Below are 14,795 nucleotides of genomic sequence, written 5' to 3' on the forward strand. Positions count from 1 at the left end.
CGTGCTCTCCTAGACAAAACGGCAGCTGATGGAGCCCATGTTGCCGTAATCGACGTGGAAGGTGTCGCCTCTGCTGGCGGGCACCGGGCGGGTAAACGAGCCGCCGAGAATGATTTGGCCAGGCTCAAGCTGCACGTCGTACGGCGCAAGCTTGTTGGCCAGCCACGCCACGCCGTTGGCCGGGTGGTTCAGGACACCTGCGGCCACGCCGGTCTCTTCGATCACGCCGTTGCGGTAGAGCAGGGCGGAGATCCAGCGCAGGTCCAGCTCGTCGGGCTTAATCGGACGGCCGCCGAGGATCACGCCCGCGTTGGCGGCGTTATCGGAGATGGTGTCGAAGACCTTGCGCGGACGCTGGGTCTCCGGGTCGACGTTGTGGCAGCGGGCGTCGATCAGCTCCAGCGCGGGGATGACGTAATCCGTGGCGTTATAGACGTCGAAGATCGTGCAGTTCGGGCCGCGCAGCGGTTTTGCCAGCACGAACGCCAGCTCCACTTCAATGCGCGGGACGATAAAGCGATCGACGGGAATGTCGCTGCCGTCATGGAAGAACATGTCGTCCAGCAGCGCGCCGTAGTCCGGCTCGCTGATCTGCGAGCTGGCCTGCATCGCTTTAGAGGTGAGGCCGATCTTGTGGCCCTTCAGCACGCGGCCTTCGGCGATCTTCAGGCTCACCCATTCGCGCTGGACGGCGTAGGCGTCTTCAATCGTAATCTCCGGATAGTCCAGCGAGATCGCGCGGATCTGCTCCCGGGACTGTTCCGCCTGATGCAGACGATGGGCGATCAGGGTATGGGTATGTTTGTCGAGCATGGCGATATCCTTCATGCGGCTGTTGCCGGGTGGCGCTGCGCTTACCCGGCCTACGTTCGAGCCGTTGTAGGCCCGGTAAGCGAAGCGTCACCGGGCGGAAAAGATGTCTACTTAAACAACGCGTGCACGTTGTTCTGTTTGTAATTGAGCGTCGGGTGCAGTTCGTCGAGCTCAAACGACAGCGCCAGGTAGCGGCTCGCCATCAGCGCCGCGAAGTGCGCTTTGATAAGCCCAAACAGCATCTCCCCCACGGCCTCCCGGCTCTCCAGACTGCGCCCGGCACCAATCTTCAGCGTCATATGGACAAAGGCGTAATCGTGCTTGCCGTCGGCCATCTGCCAGGTGTCCAGCCAGTGGGCGCGGCTGCGGATACCGCCGATAGGGAAGATGCCCGTGGCGGCGAGCGCCTCGTTCACTTTGGCGAACAGCCCCGGCAGGTCTGCCTGCTCGCGGATGTTGTCGGTACATTCAGCAATAAAGTGCGGCATGGTGGCTCCTTAGGCGGGCAGGGGGAAAACGGCGTTGACCTGGCCGGTGCCGGAGCTGGCGAACAGCTCGGTGAGAAACTCCACCTTGCCGTCGTATTTGTCCCAGCCGAGCATGCCCAGCAGCATCACCGTGTCGTGCATATTGCCCTCGCCGTAGCAGTAGTCGGCGTACTCCGGCAGCATGCTGCAGAATTCTTTGAACTGACCCTCGCGCCACAGCTTCACCACGCGCTCGTCCATCTGGCGGTCGAACTCCCGGGTGTAGCTGTTCATCCCTTCCTCGGCGCGCTGGTCGTCGATAAAGCGGTGCGACAGCGAGCCGCTGGCGAGCACCGCCACGGTGCCGTCGTATTTTTCAATGGCGCTGACGATGGCCTCGCCCAGCCTGCGGCTGTCGGCGAAGTCGTGAACCGTGCAGAACGCCGAGATGGAGACCACCTTGAAGTGCTTATCCGCGTTCATGTAGCGCATTGGCACCAGCGTGCCGTACTCAAGCTTGAGGCTCGGAATGTTGTGCGCTTTGGCGCGCACGCCAAGCTTCACCGCCTCGTCGGCAATCAGCTGGCCGAGTTCCGGGTTGCCGTCGTAGTCGTAAGTCATGTCGCGAATAAAGTGCGGCAGCTCGTTGCTGGTGTAGACGCCCGAAAAATGGTCCGCACAGTTGATGTGGTAGGCGCTGTTCACCAGCCAGTGGGTGTCGAAGACGATAATGGTATCGACGCCCAGCTCCCGGCAGCGCTTGCTGATCTCTTTGTGTCCGTCGATGGCGCCCTGGCGGCAGCCGTGGTTTTTACCCGGCAGCTCGGAGAGATACATCGACGGCACGTGGGTGATTTTTGCCGCTAACGCTAATTTACCCATTTTCAGATCCCCCACTTTGGAATCGGATGGTCGCCCATGGAGATGCAGACGTTCTTCATCTCCGCGAACACCTCGAAGCTGTACTCGCCGCCCTCGCGGCCGGTGCCGGAGGCCTTCACGCCGCCAAACGGCTGGCGCAGATCGCGCACGTTCTGGGTGTTCACGAACACCATGCCCGCTTCGATATTGCGCGCCAGACGGAGCACTTTGCTGACGTCCTGGGTCCAGATGTACGACGCCAGGCCGTACTCCACGTCGTTGGCCAGGCGCAGCCCTTCTGCTTCGTCCTTGAACGGCAGCAGGCAGGCCACCGGCCCGAAGATCTCCTCCTGCGCCACGCGCATGCGGTTATCAACATCCGCCAGCACGGTCGGGCGCAGGAAGTTGCCGCATTTCAGGTGTGCAGGCAGATCGACCGGTTTGTCCGGGCCGCCCGCCAGCAGGGTTGCGCCTTCCTCGATACCGAGGCGGATATAGCCGGAGACTTTCTCCCAGTGCTGTTGGCTGATGAGCGCGCCAATCTGGGTGTTCGGATCGGTCGGATCGCCCACGCGCAGGCGGTTGGCGCGCTCGGCAAAGCGCTTGACGAATTCCGGGTAGATGCTCTGCTGGATAAAGATGCGCGAGCCGGCGGTGCAGCGCTCACCGTTGATGGAGAAGATGGTGAACAGGGCGGCGTCCAGCGCGCGCTCGATATCCGCGTCTTCAAAAATCAGTACCGGGGATTTGCCGCCCAGCTCCATGGAGTACTTCTTCAGCCCGGCGTTTTTCATGATGTTGCGTCCGGTGGCGGTGCCGCCGGTGAAGGAGACCGCGCGCACGTCGTGATGCCGCACCAGCGCATCGCCTGCCGTCGCGCCGTAGCCCTGAACGACGTTCAGCACGCCCGCCGGAATACCCGCTTCGAGGGCCAGTTCGCCCAGACGGTCGGCGGTCAGCGGGGAGAGCTCGGACATCTTCAACACCGCGGTATTACCTAAGGCCAGACAGGGCGCGACCTTCCAGGTGGCGGTCATAAACGGCACGTTCCACGGCGACACCAGCGCGCAGACGCCCACCGGCTGCACCAGGGTGTAGTTGAGCATCTTGTCGTCAACCGGATAGGTCTTGCCGTTCATTTGCTGGCACACCTCGGCGAAAAATTCGAAGTTGTGCGAGGCGCGCGGGATCAGCACGTTTTTGGTCTGGTGGATCGGCAGCCCGGTATCGGCGGTTTCCATGGCGGCGATCTCCGGCACGTTCTGGTCGATCAGATCGCCCAGACGACGCATCAGGCGCGCGCGCTCCTTCATCGGCAGGTTGGCCCACTTCGGGAACGCCTCTTTGGCGGCGGCAACGGCCTGATGGATTTCGGCTTCACCGCCGGAGGCCACTTCAGCCAGGACCTCGCCGGAGGCCGGGTTAGTGGTGTGGAAGTAGTCGCTGCCCGCGACGTTTTTACCGTTGATCCAATGGTTTATCTTTTTCATTTTGCCGTCTCCTCACTCACAATTCGGTTCACCAGGCGTCCCACGCCTTCCACTTCCACCACCACCTCATCGCCCGGCACCACGTCGGAGAGCCCCTTCGGCGTGCCGGTGGCAATCATGTCGCCCGGCTGCAGGGTCATAAAGTCGCTCAGGTACGCGATCAGGTACGGGATGCTGAAGATCAGATCCGCCGTGGTGCCTTCCTGGCGCAGCTCGCCGTTGACGAAGGTGCGCAGGGCGAGGTTGTGCGGGTCGGGAATGGCTTCTTTTGGCACGATGTTGGGGGAAATGGGGGTCAACCCGTCGCGGCTTTTCACCCGCAGGTTCGGGCGGTAGTAGTTTTCCAGGTAGTCGCGGATGGCGTAGTCGTTGCAGACCGTATAGCCCGCAACATAGTCCATCGCCTCGGCTTCGCTCACCTTACGCGCCGTTTTGCCGATGACCACCACCAGCTCCGCTTCATAGTGCATGTACTCGACGTTGTTCGGGCGCACCGACGTCTGGTTGTCGCCGTTGAAGGTGTTCGGCGCTTTGATAAAGACCAGCGGCTCGGTGGGCGGCTTGAAGTCCAGCTCGCTGGCGTGATCGGCATAGTTCAGACCGAGGGCAAACAGCGTGGCATGCGGCGGCGTGCGGTGTGTGTTAGCGACGTCGCGCTCATCCACCACCGGGTTTTCCAGCGGCGGAAACCCCTCCGCCAGAATACGCACGCGATCGCCCGGGCGGATCTCAACGCGGCTGTGCGGGGTACCGAGCAGGATCGCATCGCCGGGATTAAGGGTGGCGAACTCGCTCAGGGCGCTCAGCAGTTCGGCAGCGTTACGCTGCAGATCGGCGGTGTTCCAGTGGTCCGCTTCGCGGCCGTTGATCTCGGTGATGATGGTCAGGTTGTCCACGTGATCAACGGCGACCGGTTCGCCAAGCGGGCAGAATCCGTCCCGGCATTTGGCCTTGATGGCCGGGCGGTAGAAGCTCTCTTCCGGCAGGCTCACCTCGTTGGCGAGCGCGTATCCCGCAATATATTCCGCTGCGTCCTCCATGCGCACCTTGCTGACGGTTTTGCCCACCACCAGCGCGACCGTGGCGCCGCTCAGCACCGTTTCCCCCTGCGGGAACGGAATGGGCTCGCCTGCGCGAATCACGGTGTTATGCGGTTTGATAAACCACACCGCCGTTTTCGGCGGCGTGTTGTAGGGGGCTTTTTCAAACGCCTCACGCCAGGCTTCGCGCTGGCTTTGATGGTTGAGGGCGACGGCAAAAACGGTACCTTTCATTCACATACTCCTCAGGCCGGAGGTCCGGTTTGGATTTCATTAATATGTTAATGATCTGGTTTTATGCTTTTGCTGTTTGTTTCGCAATCAGAAGTGAAAAATTTGTGATATGAATAACAATAAATTTACATATTCTTTTTTATGCATAGTAAAATCAGTTGGTTAATAAAATTAATGGGTTTCTGTTAGACTTTTTGGCAGAAAACGTGTTGTTTATAAAAACATCTTTTCGTGTTTGTTTACTTGTTAATGATGTGAAGGGAACAGGCTATGCATGATTCATTAACCATCGCGCTGCTGCAGGCGCGGGAAGCGGCGATGTCCTACTTCCGCCCGATTGTGAAGCGCCATAATCTTACCGAGCAGCAGTGGCGTATTGTGCGCGTGCTGGCTGAACATCCGTCGATGGATTTTCACGATCTGGCGTTTCGCACCTGCATCCTGCGCCCGAGCCTGACCGGCATCCTGACGCGCATGGAGCGCGACGGTCTGGTGCTGCGCTTAAAGCCGGTGAACGACCAGCGCAAGCTGTACGTCTCGCTGACCAAAGAGGGCAATGCGCTGTATGAGCACGCCCAGGCGCAGGTGGAAGAGGCGTATCAGCAGATTGAGGCGGAATATACGCCGGAGAAGATGAAACAGCTGACGGCGCTGCTGGAAGAGTTTATTGAACTCGGAAACCGTCATAACGCAGCGCGGGATGAAGAGTAAAAACCACAAATTCCAGGATGAATTTCGTAAAGTTTTCCCTTTCCAGGCCGAAAATTCTGTATCTGTCTGAGGAAAGAGAAAACATGTTAAACCGTATCAAGATTGTCACCAGCTTAATGCTGGTTTTAGCGATATTTGGCCTTTTACAACTCACATCCGGTGGTCTTTTCTTTAATGCTCTGAAGAATGACAAAGAGAATTTCACCGTCCTGCAAACCATTCGCCAGCAACAGTCCACGCTGAACGCCAGCTGGGTAGCGTTGCTGCAAACCCGTAATACCCTGAACCGCGCGGGTATCCGTTACATGATGGATCAGAGCAATATCGGCAGCGGCGCGACCGTGAACGATTTGATGCAAATCGCGTCTGCGTCTCTGAAACAGGCGGAAAAAAACTGGGCTGCCTACGAAGCCCTGCCGCGCGATCCGCGTCAAAGCGATGCGGATGCCATGGAGATCAAGCGTAACTATGATATTTACCACGGCGCGCTGGCGGAGCTGATCCAGCTGCTGGGCGCGGGCAAAATCAACGCCTTCTTCGACCAGCCGACCCAGAGTTACCAGGACGGTTTTGAGAAGCAGTACGTGAGCTACCTGCAGCAGAACGACAAGCTGTACCAGATGGCGGTCGAAGACAGCAACAGCTCCTACAGCCAGGCTATCTGGGTGCTGATCAGCGTCCTGATTGCCGTGCTGGTGGTGATCGTGGCCGTCTGGCTGAACATCAAGCAGACGCTGATCTCCCCGCTGAATCGTCTGATCGACAACATTCGCCATATCGCCAGCGGCGACCTGGTGAAGCGTATTGAAGTTCAGGGCACCAACGAGATGGGTGAACTGGCCGACTCACTGCGCCATATGCAGGGCGAGCTGGTGCGTACCGTTGGCGACGTGCGTAACGGCGCGAATGCGATCTACAGCGGCGCGAGTGAAATCGCGATGGGCAACAATGACCTCTCCTCCCGTACTGAACAGCAGGCCGCTTCCCTGGAAGAGACCGCTGCCAGCATGGAGCAGCTGACGGCGACCGTTAAGCAGAACGCCGAAAACGCCCGTCAGGCGAGCCATCTTGCCCTGAGCGCCTCCGAAACCGCGCAGAAAGGCGGCAAAGTGGTGGATAACGTGGTGCAGACCATGCGCGATATCGCGGGCAGTTCGCAGAAAATTGCCGACATTATCAGCGTGATCGACGGCATTGCTTTCCAGACCAACATCCTGGCACTGAACGCGGCGGTAGAAGCGGCGCGTGCGGGCGAGCAGGGCCGCGGTTTTGCGGTGGTAGCAGGTGAAGTGCGTAACCTGGCCCAGCGCAGCGCCCAGGCGGCACGCGAGATCAAGAGCCTGATCGAAGACTCCGTGGGTCGCGTGGAAGTGGGTTCAACGCTGGTCGAAAGTGCCGGTGAAACCATGGGTGAGATCGTGAATGCAGTCACCCGCGTCACGGACATCATGGGTGAAATCGCCTCTGCGTCTGACGAGCAGAGCCGCGGTATCGACCAGGTCGGTCTGGCGGTGGCAGAGATGGATCGCGTGACCCAGCAGAACGCCTCGCTGGTGGAAGAGTCTGCCGCAGCGGCAGCCGCACTGGAAGAGCAGGCAAGCCGTCTGACGCAGGCCGTGGCGGTGTTCCGCATTCAGCAGGAGCAGATGAAAGCGCGCGAGTTCGCTTCTGCGAAAACCGTTGCAGCACCGGCGATGGCGCGTAAAACGGTTACCGCTGATGCAGGTGATAACTGGGAAACGTTCTAACGCCGTAAGTTGTGCCGGGTGGCGGCTGCGCCTTACCCGGCCTACGGTTCGTGGCTTTTGCCGGGTGGCGGCTGCGCCTTACCCGGCCTACGGTTCGTGGTTTTGCCGGGTGGCGGCTGCGCCTTACCCGGCCTACGGTTCGTGGTTTTGCCGGGTGGCGGCTATGCCTTACCCGGCCTACGGTTCAGGGTTTTGTAGGCCCGGTAAGCGCAGCGCCACCGGGCGATATTACAGAGGCAGGCGCATGGCGCAGCGCGTTTCATACACGAAACCGTGCGCTGTCTCTTCTTCCCTTTTCTGACGCAGTTCAGGCGTCAGCGTCGTCATTTTTTCAAACCCCAGCCGTGCATAGAACGGCGCATTCCACGGGACGTCCCTGAACGTCGTCAGCGTCAGCGCTGTCAGCCCTCTGTTACGGGCATGGTCTGCCACGCAGGCGATGAGCTGCCTGCCGATCCCTTTTCCCTGCCAGTCCAGATCAACCGAGAGTTCGACAATAAACAGTGATGACGGATGGGCTTCGGCAAGGATAAACCCGACGGGGTGGTCGTTTGCCAGCGCCAGCCAGCTTAGCCCACGTTCGACATAGCCGAGGTGTTGCTCAGCGGAAATGACCTCGCCGTCGGCAAGCCAGGCGAGTGCCGGGAAGTCACGGAAGCGCCCGGCCGCCGCGCGTTCAATGGCGGACAGGGCAGCAACGTCGTTGCGGGTGGTGGGGCGAATGCGAATAGTCATGGCGGCAAGTATAACCTGACCCGTCGACATTATTCCGAGCAGATAAGCACCGGCGAATAGAAATTGCTGATCACCAGCGCGTCTTCCGGCGTGCGCTCGATCGTCAGAAGCCTTTTATTGCCCAGCGTCAGGCCGGCAACGTATTTTTCAAAGACCCCGGGCGGCATGGCGTCATGGCTAAAACGCTCCACTTTTTGAATAGCGATCTCATACAGTTCGCCCTCCACGTGACGCCATTTAAACATCTCCTGGCGGGAAACCTCCCAGCTGCGTGGGGCATTCACCACGCTGCCGTTAACCGTGATGTACCCCGTTTTGTCGGGATGAAAACGCATAATGATCTCACCGTCAAAGGTGAAATCGTGACTGTCGCGCCGGTCGGAGAAGGTCAGGTTTCCGTCACAGGCCACCGACAGCGGGGGCGTGTGAAAGTACCACGCCAGCACGGTGCCCAGCAGCAGCAGGTTGAGGATCAGGATTAGCCAAACTTTTTTGTGTCTCATATCACCACTCGTAATAGTAAAGCGTACGACAGGCGCTGGCTTTACCCTGCGTGAGGGAACATTGGGAGAGCACCAGCCGCCCTTCGTGGCCGTAGAAAAGCGTTCTCTGAATGTGCATGTAGAAAATTGAATTTTTCAGGCACGGAAGATGGCCGTCCTTCTGAAGCGTTTGCGCCAGCGTAATCGCCTTCCCGTGAAACACGTCCGCCAGCGGCGTAAAGGTGTAGACCGGACAGGTGCCAATGTGCGTCAGCAGATGGATCTCCCGCTGTGAATTTTCCGGCTTGATGAGCGCGATCCAGAGGCATAGCGCAACGACGACCAGCGTGAGCGCGCCGCAGAACAGCCATTCCGGGCGAACGCGCCATGCAGGTTTCGCCGTTTCGGCGGTCGGCGGAGCCTCCTCCAGCGGAGTGACCGTGACATCGGCGCTGAGCATAAAGCCCGTTTTCGGTACGGTAACGATAAACAGCGCGTCGGGAAGCAGTGTCGCCAGCATCTTGCGCAGAATGCTGATGTACTGGTTTAAGGAGTTGTTAGACCCCTGGAGCCCTCGCCGATCCCAGACTTCCTGGAGAAAGGTTTCCCGTTCAACCACGTTCCCATGATGCTGAACCAGCAGCTTCATGATGGTATTGGCCGTACAGGTGAGGAGTTGCGCATCCTCATCCGGCGCATTGATAAGAGAAACAGAACCGTCCTCGTCGTTGTAGACGATGGCGTCAGCAAGCAGGTATTTCATAAGTTCTTGTAATAAAAACAGAGATAACGAATAAAAAGAGAAGGCTTACGCCTTCCGGGCAGCACTGCTGGCTATTTTAACGCCACTGTTACCGATAACATTGATCCAGACAGGATTTTGGGTGATTTAATAAGTCAGGGTGATAATCACGTCATCAATAAATTCCCCGGTGCCGGTTAGCGGCTGCGCCGGGACCTCGCCGTAAACGGTGTAGTTCTGGGTGCCGCCAGCGGGATTGGTGACCTGCAGCGCATCGCCGCTGCTTTGATCTCCCCAGCGTTGCGTGGCCGCCTCATCCTGCCAGAGCCCGTAGCGCAGGCACTGGCCCTCGCTGTTGCAGAGCTGCCGCTGGTTACCGCTGGCATGGTTGCCTTTGCCCATGGCAAGGGTGAACGCGGTTCCGGCCGGACAGCGCGTGGTCAGGGTGGCGGTGGAACGCGTCGGACGCAGGGTCGCGGTGCTGGTCAGGGTGCCGAAGTTAAGGGGCGTTACGCGCTCGATGTAGCATCCCTGGCTGATTTCGGCCTGCGCGCTGGTGCCGCCCTGCACCTGCTCCCCCTCTGCGGAACCGTCCGAGCAGTTTTGCAGGGCATCCTGACGCAGGGCGCTGTGCCAGGCGATACGCAGATTCATGTTGTAGTTGTAATAGTGGTAGGCCGGAAGCTGGCTTTGCCCTGCCGGAATGGTGGCGATAAGCGGAAAGGTACCGCTGACGTTGGCATTGCTTTCCGCAGCCAGAGTCTGCTGAATCAGGTTCCCGCTGCTGGCAGGCCCCAGCTCCTGAGATCGCGCTGCACCGTTCAGCAGGCGGAAGAGGAGGGTGTACTGTTTCCCCTCCTGATCCCCCGGCGAGATCATCTCAAAGGGCGGGGCGTCTACGCTGCTCAGGCAGACGTTGATATATTCCGTCCTGCCCTCGTTGTCGGCCTGGCAGCTAAACTTGACCTCGGTGTTGACGGAGGTGGTATTGCCCGCCACGACGTTGCCAAAGTTAATGGCGGGCATGGAGGTTATCCAGCAGGCTGCCGCCATCGCCTTCACGGACAGGGCGAGCAGCAATAATAACGGCGCTCTTAGTGACACAGTTGTTCTCCGATATTCTGTATAGATGACCCGGTGCGCGGCGCCGGAAGCGTGACCCGGCACTCCCCCTCACCGGTCTTCACCACCAGCTCACCCGGCAGCGGCGGATTTTCAAGCCAGATAAAGCCGTCGCGTCCCACGATGGTGGCACCCAGCGGCGTTGACACGACGCTGCCCAGCGGGAGCGGCCTGCGGCGGCCGTCGACCAGCCGAGCCTGAACCGTGACGGCGTGATGGACGTTAAAATCGACTTTGACCGCGCTGCTGTTGCCCGGTCTGGCATGCATGTCGGTGACGGGGGCGATCACATCGGCGGGCAGATCGAGCGGGTTAATGCTGACTTTGCTGTTGTGGTAGCGCGGCAGGTCGGTCAGCAGGAGATAACCGTCCTCATCCGTTTCACCGGCCGGGCGGTTTTCCAGCATCACCGGTACGTGCCCAACACCGTGCGTGGAGACCAGCGCCATGCCCTGCTGGATGTAGCGCAGCGCGTGCAGGCTGCCGTCCAGCAGCGTCAGGCTACCTTCGGCGGAGGCGTACTGGTTGCCCTGGCTGGCACCTTGCTGCAACCCAACGTGCCATTCGCCCGCTCGGCCCAGATAGCCTACGTCCGCATATTTTTCACGTCGTTCGCCAAAGCCCTGGCCCAGCTCCCATGACCAGCCGCCGGCCTCATCGTCCGGCTGGTGGCGGTAATCCATGCGCGGCGTATCCCGGCTGGCCTGAGCGGAGAGCGTGTCCTCGCGACCCAATGGGACGGAAAACAGCAGCTGAACGTGACTCGACGCATCCGTAAACGAGCGGGTGTAGCTCAGCGTGGTGGAGATGTGTGCCGGCAGCGATACCGACCAGGAGGCGTTGAGGTAACGCTCTGTGCTGCCCTGAATGTTCTGCTGTACCCAGCCCGCGCCCACGGTACCGAAATGGGGGATGGACTGGCTTACCCACACGCTGTCGCTGCGCCTGACGGGCGCGGCACCGCTCATGCGAGCGTTGTCGGCGAAATCCGCTTCGGTACGGACGGTGCTGGCAGAAATGCCCGTTCCTCTGCCGTTCCACTGCCAGCCGAGGCCCCACTGAACGCCCTGACCGTAAGGGCTGTCGCTCACGGCAACGTGCTGGCTGAGCACCCCTACGGCGGGGGAGACCAGCCAGTCAGCGCCCGTGCCCACGTTGTGCAGCCTGCGCTGCTGCTCCGTATGCAGTGCCAGCGTCAGGTGATTATTCACCCCATAGCGCCAGCCCGCGTCCAGCAGCGGCGAGGCGGCATAGTCGTCGGAATGCAGGGCGTAGTTTTCGCGCATCCAGCCGATGTCCAGCGAACCGCTGCTGAGCCCTTCCGCCAGCATGCCCGGCGCGCCGTAGAGATCGAGCTGTACGGCGCGACGCTGGCCGTTGATATCGGTAATGACCACCTCCGCCTGCCCGCTTCCGGTGAAGGAGGGCAGGGTATCCAGCAGAAAGTCTCCCGGCGTGACGCGCTGGCTGCTCTGCTTAAGGCCGTCGATATACAAATCGACCGTGGAAGGCAGCACGGCGGTGTCGCTGTAGCGACTGCGCGGTTCGGTATTGAGCTGGGGATTGAGCTCAAAGTTACGTGCCCAGTGCAGCCCGCCAAAGCGCACCTGTCGGCTCCAGCGGGTACCGGTGGTGACGCTGTCGCCCAGCGCCAGCGTGGTCAGCGAGTCGGTGTTGTCCCACTGCCAGCGGGTTTCGAGACGCGTGTGGGTCGGTCGACCGGCGCTGTTTTCCTCCCCGGCATGGCTTGAAAAACTGCTGCTGAACGTTCCGGGCAGCCCGCCGGACGCGGTCAGCATGGTCTGGGCGTTAAGCTGGCGCTTCCCCTGTACGTCGCTGGCGTAGAGCGCGTATCCGAGCGTATAGGCGCTGACGGGCTGCGCATCGGGATAGCGGTACATCGGCGCGGGCTTTGAGACGGTCAGATGCTGCTGGCCTTCGAGCGCGTCGGCCTCTGCGGTAATTGACACCTGCTGGGACAGCACGTCGAGATTGACCTTCAGGCCCGGCAGGGAGGTCAGCTCAACCCACCCGGCGCGATCCTCCGGGGCGTGAAGCCCCAGCTTTTTCATGTCGCTGCGGCTTATCCATAGCGCATTATCCACCACCCGGCAGGCCCAAAGTTCGCCTCGCGGGGCGTGGTTCACGGTAATGGCCAGCCATTGCACGGTGTCGGCGGGGTCAGTCCGGGCTGACAGCATGAGCGGTAGCCAAAACAGGAGCGCGAGAAGCGAGCGGGCGCAGAGGTATCTGGCTGGCATGATGGTCATCATTGAGATAGACGCGCAGCGTGCTGAGCGCGTGACGTGTGGGCTGCTTGAGCGATAAAAGGGCGGTTTGTCCCGGGAGCACATAGCCCGCCAGGCCTTTAATCGACCCTACAACTTTCCTATCGGCCGTCAGGGCCTCAAGGTGGCTCAGGCGGATGTGGCGGTTTCCGGCGTTAAAGCAGCGGAGAGTGGCCGGTATGTCTGCCTGCTCACAGCTCAGGGCATCGTGGCTGACGGGCGCGCTCTGGTTCCGGGCAATAAACACCGGAATCGAGTAGCGCAGCAGGAAGTGTACCGCGGAGGGGTTGGCGGCACGGGACGCGGCGTCCGGCAGTTCGTCGATGACCAGCCGGTAACTTTGTTCCTGCGCACGGTTGCCGGGCTGCATGACGATAATGCGCACCAGCTGCTGCTGGCCCGGCGCCAGTGATGTCATCGCCGGGCTGGTGACCACCTCCCCGGTGGCCACCAGCACATCTTTACCGTTTTTTTGCGTCCATTCGTACACCCGAATCTGCGCATGGATAGCCGCTTTCCCACTGTTAGTGAGATAGACCGCCGCTGCCCGCTGGTCGCTCTGCAGATCGAGCGTTACCGGGGCCACCTGAAGCGTGGCGGCCAGCGCGTAGCGTGACAGCAGCGCCAGCATCATGAGCCACAAAATGAAGCAGGGAAGGTAACGACGCACGATCAATACTCCAGTTTTAACGTGATATCGTCGCTGTAGTTCCCTGCCTGGGCGGTTGTCAGCGCCCCGGCGTCAATGACGCCATACAGCGTTTCCTCCTGTTCCGCTCCGTTGCCGGTATCGTCCAGGCCATTCGTACCGGTGATTTGCGTCTGTTTGCCTTCGTCAGCAAAGAGCTTCCACGCAATCTTCTGCGCGCCCGTTTCGCCATTTTCCGGCTTCAGCCAGAAGGTACCGTTTTCGCCGTCGTTGCTGGTGGCGGTGAGGGTGAACGGCGTGCCGTTGGTACAAACGATATCGACCTGCGTTTTGGCCTGGATTTCGCTCGACTCATCGGAGCCGTGACGCGAGAAGTTAAGATCGTTGGCTTTGAGGGTGCACGACTTCACGACTTCAAGTGAGACGTGCATCGTCGCGCTTGCGGTACTGTCTGCGGCGATCGCAGCAGCAGGAAGCAGGAGAGCGGAACAACATACAACGGTGGGAATAATTTTCATGATCTTATTTCCTGACGTGAGTAACAGTGCAATTACAAAGCGAATGACTGAGCGTCCAGCAGGCAGCGTTTTTGATGGCATTTCGCCAGGTTGTGGCAGCAAAAAGTGGGGCAGGGCCATAAACAGGCGTTGCCGCGCAGAACGATGACCCGATCGCCAGCATTCGGAATGAAAGGGGTCATTTTCTCCCCCACAGATAGCCCTGGCCGTAATCGGCCTCGCTGGCGCGGGCCAGCGCGAAATCACCCGCGGTTTCGATGCCTTCGATCAGCACCTTGCTGGCGACGCGCTTGCACTCGCGGGTGAGATGCAGAAACTTCGCCTGCTCGGTCCGTCCGTTCCAGAAGGTATGTTTGTCAATTTTGATGCCGCAGAAGCGGATCTGGCTGGTCAGCAGGTCGGGAAGAAGGTCTTCGCAGACATCGTCTGCCCACACTTCTACCCCCCACTGATGGAGCGTCGCGATGCATTTTTGCAGCACCCGGCTTTGCGTATCGTCGAGTTGGACCATCGTATGGAGATCGGTGATCTCGATAGCAAGTCTCTCCGGGCACGGGGTTTCTTCTTTTAGCCTGTCGAGGAAGTCCGTTTCCAGCAGTAAATCCGATGTCGCATTGAGATAATACTTGTCGCCATCCTTGCAAAACATGGCGTGACGAAGCTGCGCAAAGAAGTGCGCTTTACGCTGCGTCGCCGACATCGAGCCAAAGTAATCTTCAAGATTGACGTTGGGCTTTGCCGTGGACAATACCTCCCAGGCAATCACATTTTCACTGCGCAGTGCCCGGATGGATTCGAACTTATAGCCGGTTAGCATGATAAACGTGCGTAACGCTCCGTGGTGATTTCAGGAGCTGCACATTTTATGGATTTGGTTTTTGGCAGGATATTTATA

At 59.8% G+C, this 14,795-nt stretch carries 15 protein-coding genes; 2 read left to right on the forward strand and 13 right to left on the reverse strand.

Annotated features, from left to right (window positions below):
• Positions 1–9: 9 nt before the first annotated feature.
• From hpaH to hpaG, 5 genes are all read right to left on the reverse strand, one after another.
• Entirely contained in the window at positions 10–813 is an 804-nt protein-coding gene (gene hpaH / locus BMW97_RS17480) for a 2-oxo-hept-4-ene-1,7-dioate hydratase (RefSeq protein WP_024908290.1), read from the reverse strand.
• Positions 814–920: 107 nt separating this feature from the next.
• Positions 921–1,301 carry a 5-carboxymethyl-2-hydroxymuconate Delta-isomerase gene (locus tag BMW97_RS17485; protein WP_045907713.1) on the reverse strand — a complete coding sequence of 127 codons (381 nt, stop codon included), beginning with the start codon at positions 1,299–1,301 and terminating at the stop codon, positions 921–923.
• A 9-nt stretch (positions 1,302–1,310) separates the two neighbouring features.
• On the reverse strand, positions 1,311–2,162 hold the full coding sequence (gene hpaD / locus BMW97_RS17490) for a 3,4-dihydroxyphenylacetate 2,3-dioxygenase (protein ID WP_014830538.1): 852 nt from the start codon (positions 2,160–2,162) through the stop codon (positions 1,311–1,313).
• Positions 2,163–2,164: 2 nt separating this feature from the next.
• Entirely contained in the window at positions 2,165–3,631 is a 1,467-nt protein-coding gene (gene hpaE / locus BMW97_RS17495; protein WP_045907714.1) for a 5-carboxymethyl-2-hydroxymuconate semialdehyde dehydrogenase, read from the reverse strand.
• Positions 3,628–4,905 carry a 4-hydroxyphenylacetate degradation bifunctional isomerase/decarboxylase gene (gene hpaG / locus BMW97_RS17500; RefSeq protein WP_045907715.1) on the reverse strand — a complete coding sequence of 426 codons (1,278 nt, stop codon included), beginning with the start codon at positions 4,903–4,905 and terminating at the stop codon, positions 3,628–3,630. Before hpaG ends, hpaE begins: the two co-directional genes overlap by 4 nt.
• A 270-nt stretch (positions 4,906–5,175) precedes the next feature.
• Here hpaG and hpaR point away from each other — a divergent pair, with 270 nt between their 5' ends.
• Together hpaR and tsr are read left to right on the forward strand one after the other, a co-directional pair.
• Positions 5,176–5,616 carry a homoprotocatechuate degradation operon regulator HpaR gene (gene hpaR, locus BMW97_RS17505; RefSeq protein ID WP_045907716.1) on the forward strand — a complete coding sequence of 147 codons (441 nt, stop codon included), beginning with the start codon at positions 5,176–5,178 and terminating at the stop codon, positions 5,614–5,616.
• Between the two features lie 83 nt (positions 5,617–5,699).
• On the forward strand, positions 5,700–7,364 hold the full coding sequence (tsr, locus tag BMW97_RS17510) for a methyl-accepting chemotaxis protein (RefSeq protein ID WP_045335615.1): 1,665 nt from the start codon (positions 5,700–5,702) through the stop codon (positions 7,362–7,364).
• Positions 7,365–7,592: 228 nt separating this feature from the next.
• Here tsr and BMW97_RS17515 read toward each other — a convergent pair whose 3' ends face one another.
• The 8 genes from BMW97_RS17515 to BMW97_RS17550 all read right to left on the reverse strand — a co-directional run bounded on the left by BMW97_RS17515 (position 7,593) and on the right by BMW97_RS17550 (position 14,717).
• Positions 7,593–8,099: a GNAT family N-acetyltransferase gene (locus BMW97_RS17515; RefSeq protein ID WP_045907850.1), complete on the reverse strand. Its 507-nt coding sequence runs from the start codon at positions 8,097–8,099 to the stop codon at positions 7,593–7,595.
• 29 nt (positions 8,100–8,128) lie between these two features.
• Positions 8,129–8,602 carry a hypothetical protein gene (locus tag BMW97_RS17520; protein ID WP_045907717.1) on the reverse strand — a complete coding sequence of 158 codons (474 nt, stop codon included), beginning with the start codon at positions 8,600–8,602 and terminating at the stop codon, positions 8,129–8,131.
• A gap of 1 nt (position 8,603) precedes the next feature.
• Positions 8,604–9,344 carry a winged helix-turn-helix domain-containing protein gene (locus BMW97_RS17525; RefSeq protein WP_045907718.1) on the reverse strand — a complete coding sequence of 247 codons (741 nt, stop codon included), beginning with the start codon at positions 9,342–9,344 and terminating at the stop codon, positions 8,604–8,606.
• A 126-nt stretch (positions 9,345–9,470) separates the two neighbouring features.
• Positions 9,471–10,427: a Csu type fimbrial protein gene (locus BMW97_RS17530; RefSeq protein WP_090393049.1), complete on the reverse strand. Its 957-nt coding sequence runs from the start codon at positions 10,425–10,427 to the stop codon at positions 9,471–9,473.
• Positions 10,418–12,706 carry a fimbria/pilus outer membrane usher protein gene (locus BMW97_RS17535; protein WP_254783060.1) on the reverse strand — a complete coding sequence of 763 codons (2,289 nt, stop codon included), beginning with the start codon at positions 12,704–12,706 and terminating at the stop codon, positions 10,418–10,420. The genes BMW97_RS17530 and BMW97_RS17535 overlap by 10 nt, the downstream gene beginning before the upstream one ends.
• Positions 12,627–13,403 carry a fimbrial biogenesis chaperone gene (locus BMW97_RS17540; RefSeq protein ID WP_045907721.1) on the reverse strand — a complete coding sequence of 259 codons (777 nt, stop codon included), beginning with the start codon at positions 13,401–13,403 and terminating at the stop codon, positions 12,627–12,629. The genes BMW97_RS17535 and BMW97_RS17540 overlap by 80 nt, the downstream gene beginning before the upstream one ends.
• A gap of 2 nt (positions 13,404–13,405) precedes the next feature.
• Positions 13,406–13,900, reverse strand: coding sequence for a Csu type fimbrial protein (locus BMW97_RS17545; protein ID WP_045907722.1), 495 nt, complete (start codon positions 13,898–13,900; stop codon positions 13,406–13,408).
• Between the two features lie 178 nt (positions 13,901–14,078).
• On the reverse strand, positions 14,079–14,717 hold the full coding sequence (locus tag BMW97_RS17550; RefSeq protein ID WP_045907723.1) for an EAL domain-containing protein: 639 nt from the start codon (positions 14,715–14,717) through the stop codon (positions 14,079–14,081).
• Positions 14,718–14,795 lie beyond the last annotated feature (78 nt).

This window comes from Enterobacter sp. NFIX58, assembly GCF_900110475.1.
Taxonomy (GTDB): Bacteria; Pseudomonadota; Gammaproteobacteria; order Enterobacterales; family Enterobacteriaceae; genus Enterobacter; species Enterobacter quasiroggenkampii.

Excerpts from the sequence above, each read along its gene's own strand:
- hpaE (WP_045907714.1), bottom strand. The coding sequence starts at position 3,631 with ATGAAAAAGATAAACCATTGGATCAACGGTAAAAACGTCGCGGGCAGC.
- hpaR (WP_045907716.1), top strand. The coding sequence starts at position 5,176 with ATGCATGATTCATTAACCATCGCGCTGCTGCAGGCGCGGGAAGCGGCG.
- BMW97_RS17520 (WP_045907717.1), bottom strand. The coding sequence starts at position 8,602 with ATGAGACACAAAAAAGTTTGGCTAATCCTGATCCTCAACCTGCTGCTG.
- BMW97_RS17485 (WP_045907713.1), bottom strand. The coding sequence starts at position 1,301 with ATGCCGCACTTTATTGCTGAATGTACCGACAACATCCGCGAGCAGGCA.
- hpaG (WP_045907715.1), bottom strand. The coding sequence starts at position 4,905 with ATGAAAGGTACCGTTTTTGCCGTCGCCCTCAACCATCAAAGCCAGCGC.
- BMW97_RS17515 (WP_045907850.1), bottom strand. The coding sequence starts at position 8,099 with ATGACTATTCGCATTCGCCCCACCACCCGCAACGACGTTGCTGCCCTG.
- hpaD (WP_014830538.1), bottom strand. The coding sequence starts at position 2,162 with ATGGGTAAATTAGCGTTAGCGGCAAAAATCACCCACGTGCCGTCGATG.
- BMW97_RS17525 (WP_045907718.1), bottom strand. The coding sequence starts at position 9,344 with ATGAAATACCTGCTTGCTGACGCCATCGTCTACAACGACGAGGACGGT.
- BMW97_RS17535 (WP_254783060.1), bottom strand. The coding sequence starts at position 12,706 with ATGCCAGCCAGATACCTCTGCGCCCGCTCGCTTCTCGCGCTCCTGTTT.
- tsr (WP_045335615.1), top strand. The coding sequence starts at position 5,700 with ATGTTAAACCGTATCAAGATTGTCACCAGCTTAATGCTGGTTTTAGCG.
- BMW97_RS17550 (WP_045907723.1), bottom strand. The coding sequence starts at position 14,717 with ATGCTAACCGGCTATAAGTTCGAATCCATCCGGGCACTGCGCAGTGAA.
- hpaH (WP_024908290.1), bottom strand. The coding sequence starts at position 813 with ATGCTCGACAAACATACCCATACCCTGATCGCCCATCGTCTGCATCAG.
- BMW97_RS17545 (WP_045907722.1), bottom strand. The coding sequence starts at position 13,900 with ATGAAAATTATTCCCACCGTTGTATGTTGTTCCGCTCTCCTGCTTCCT.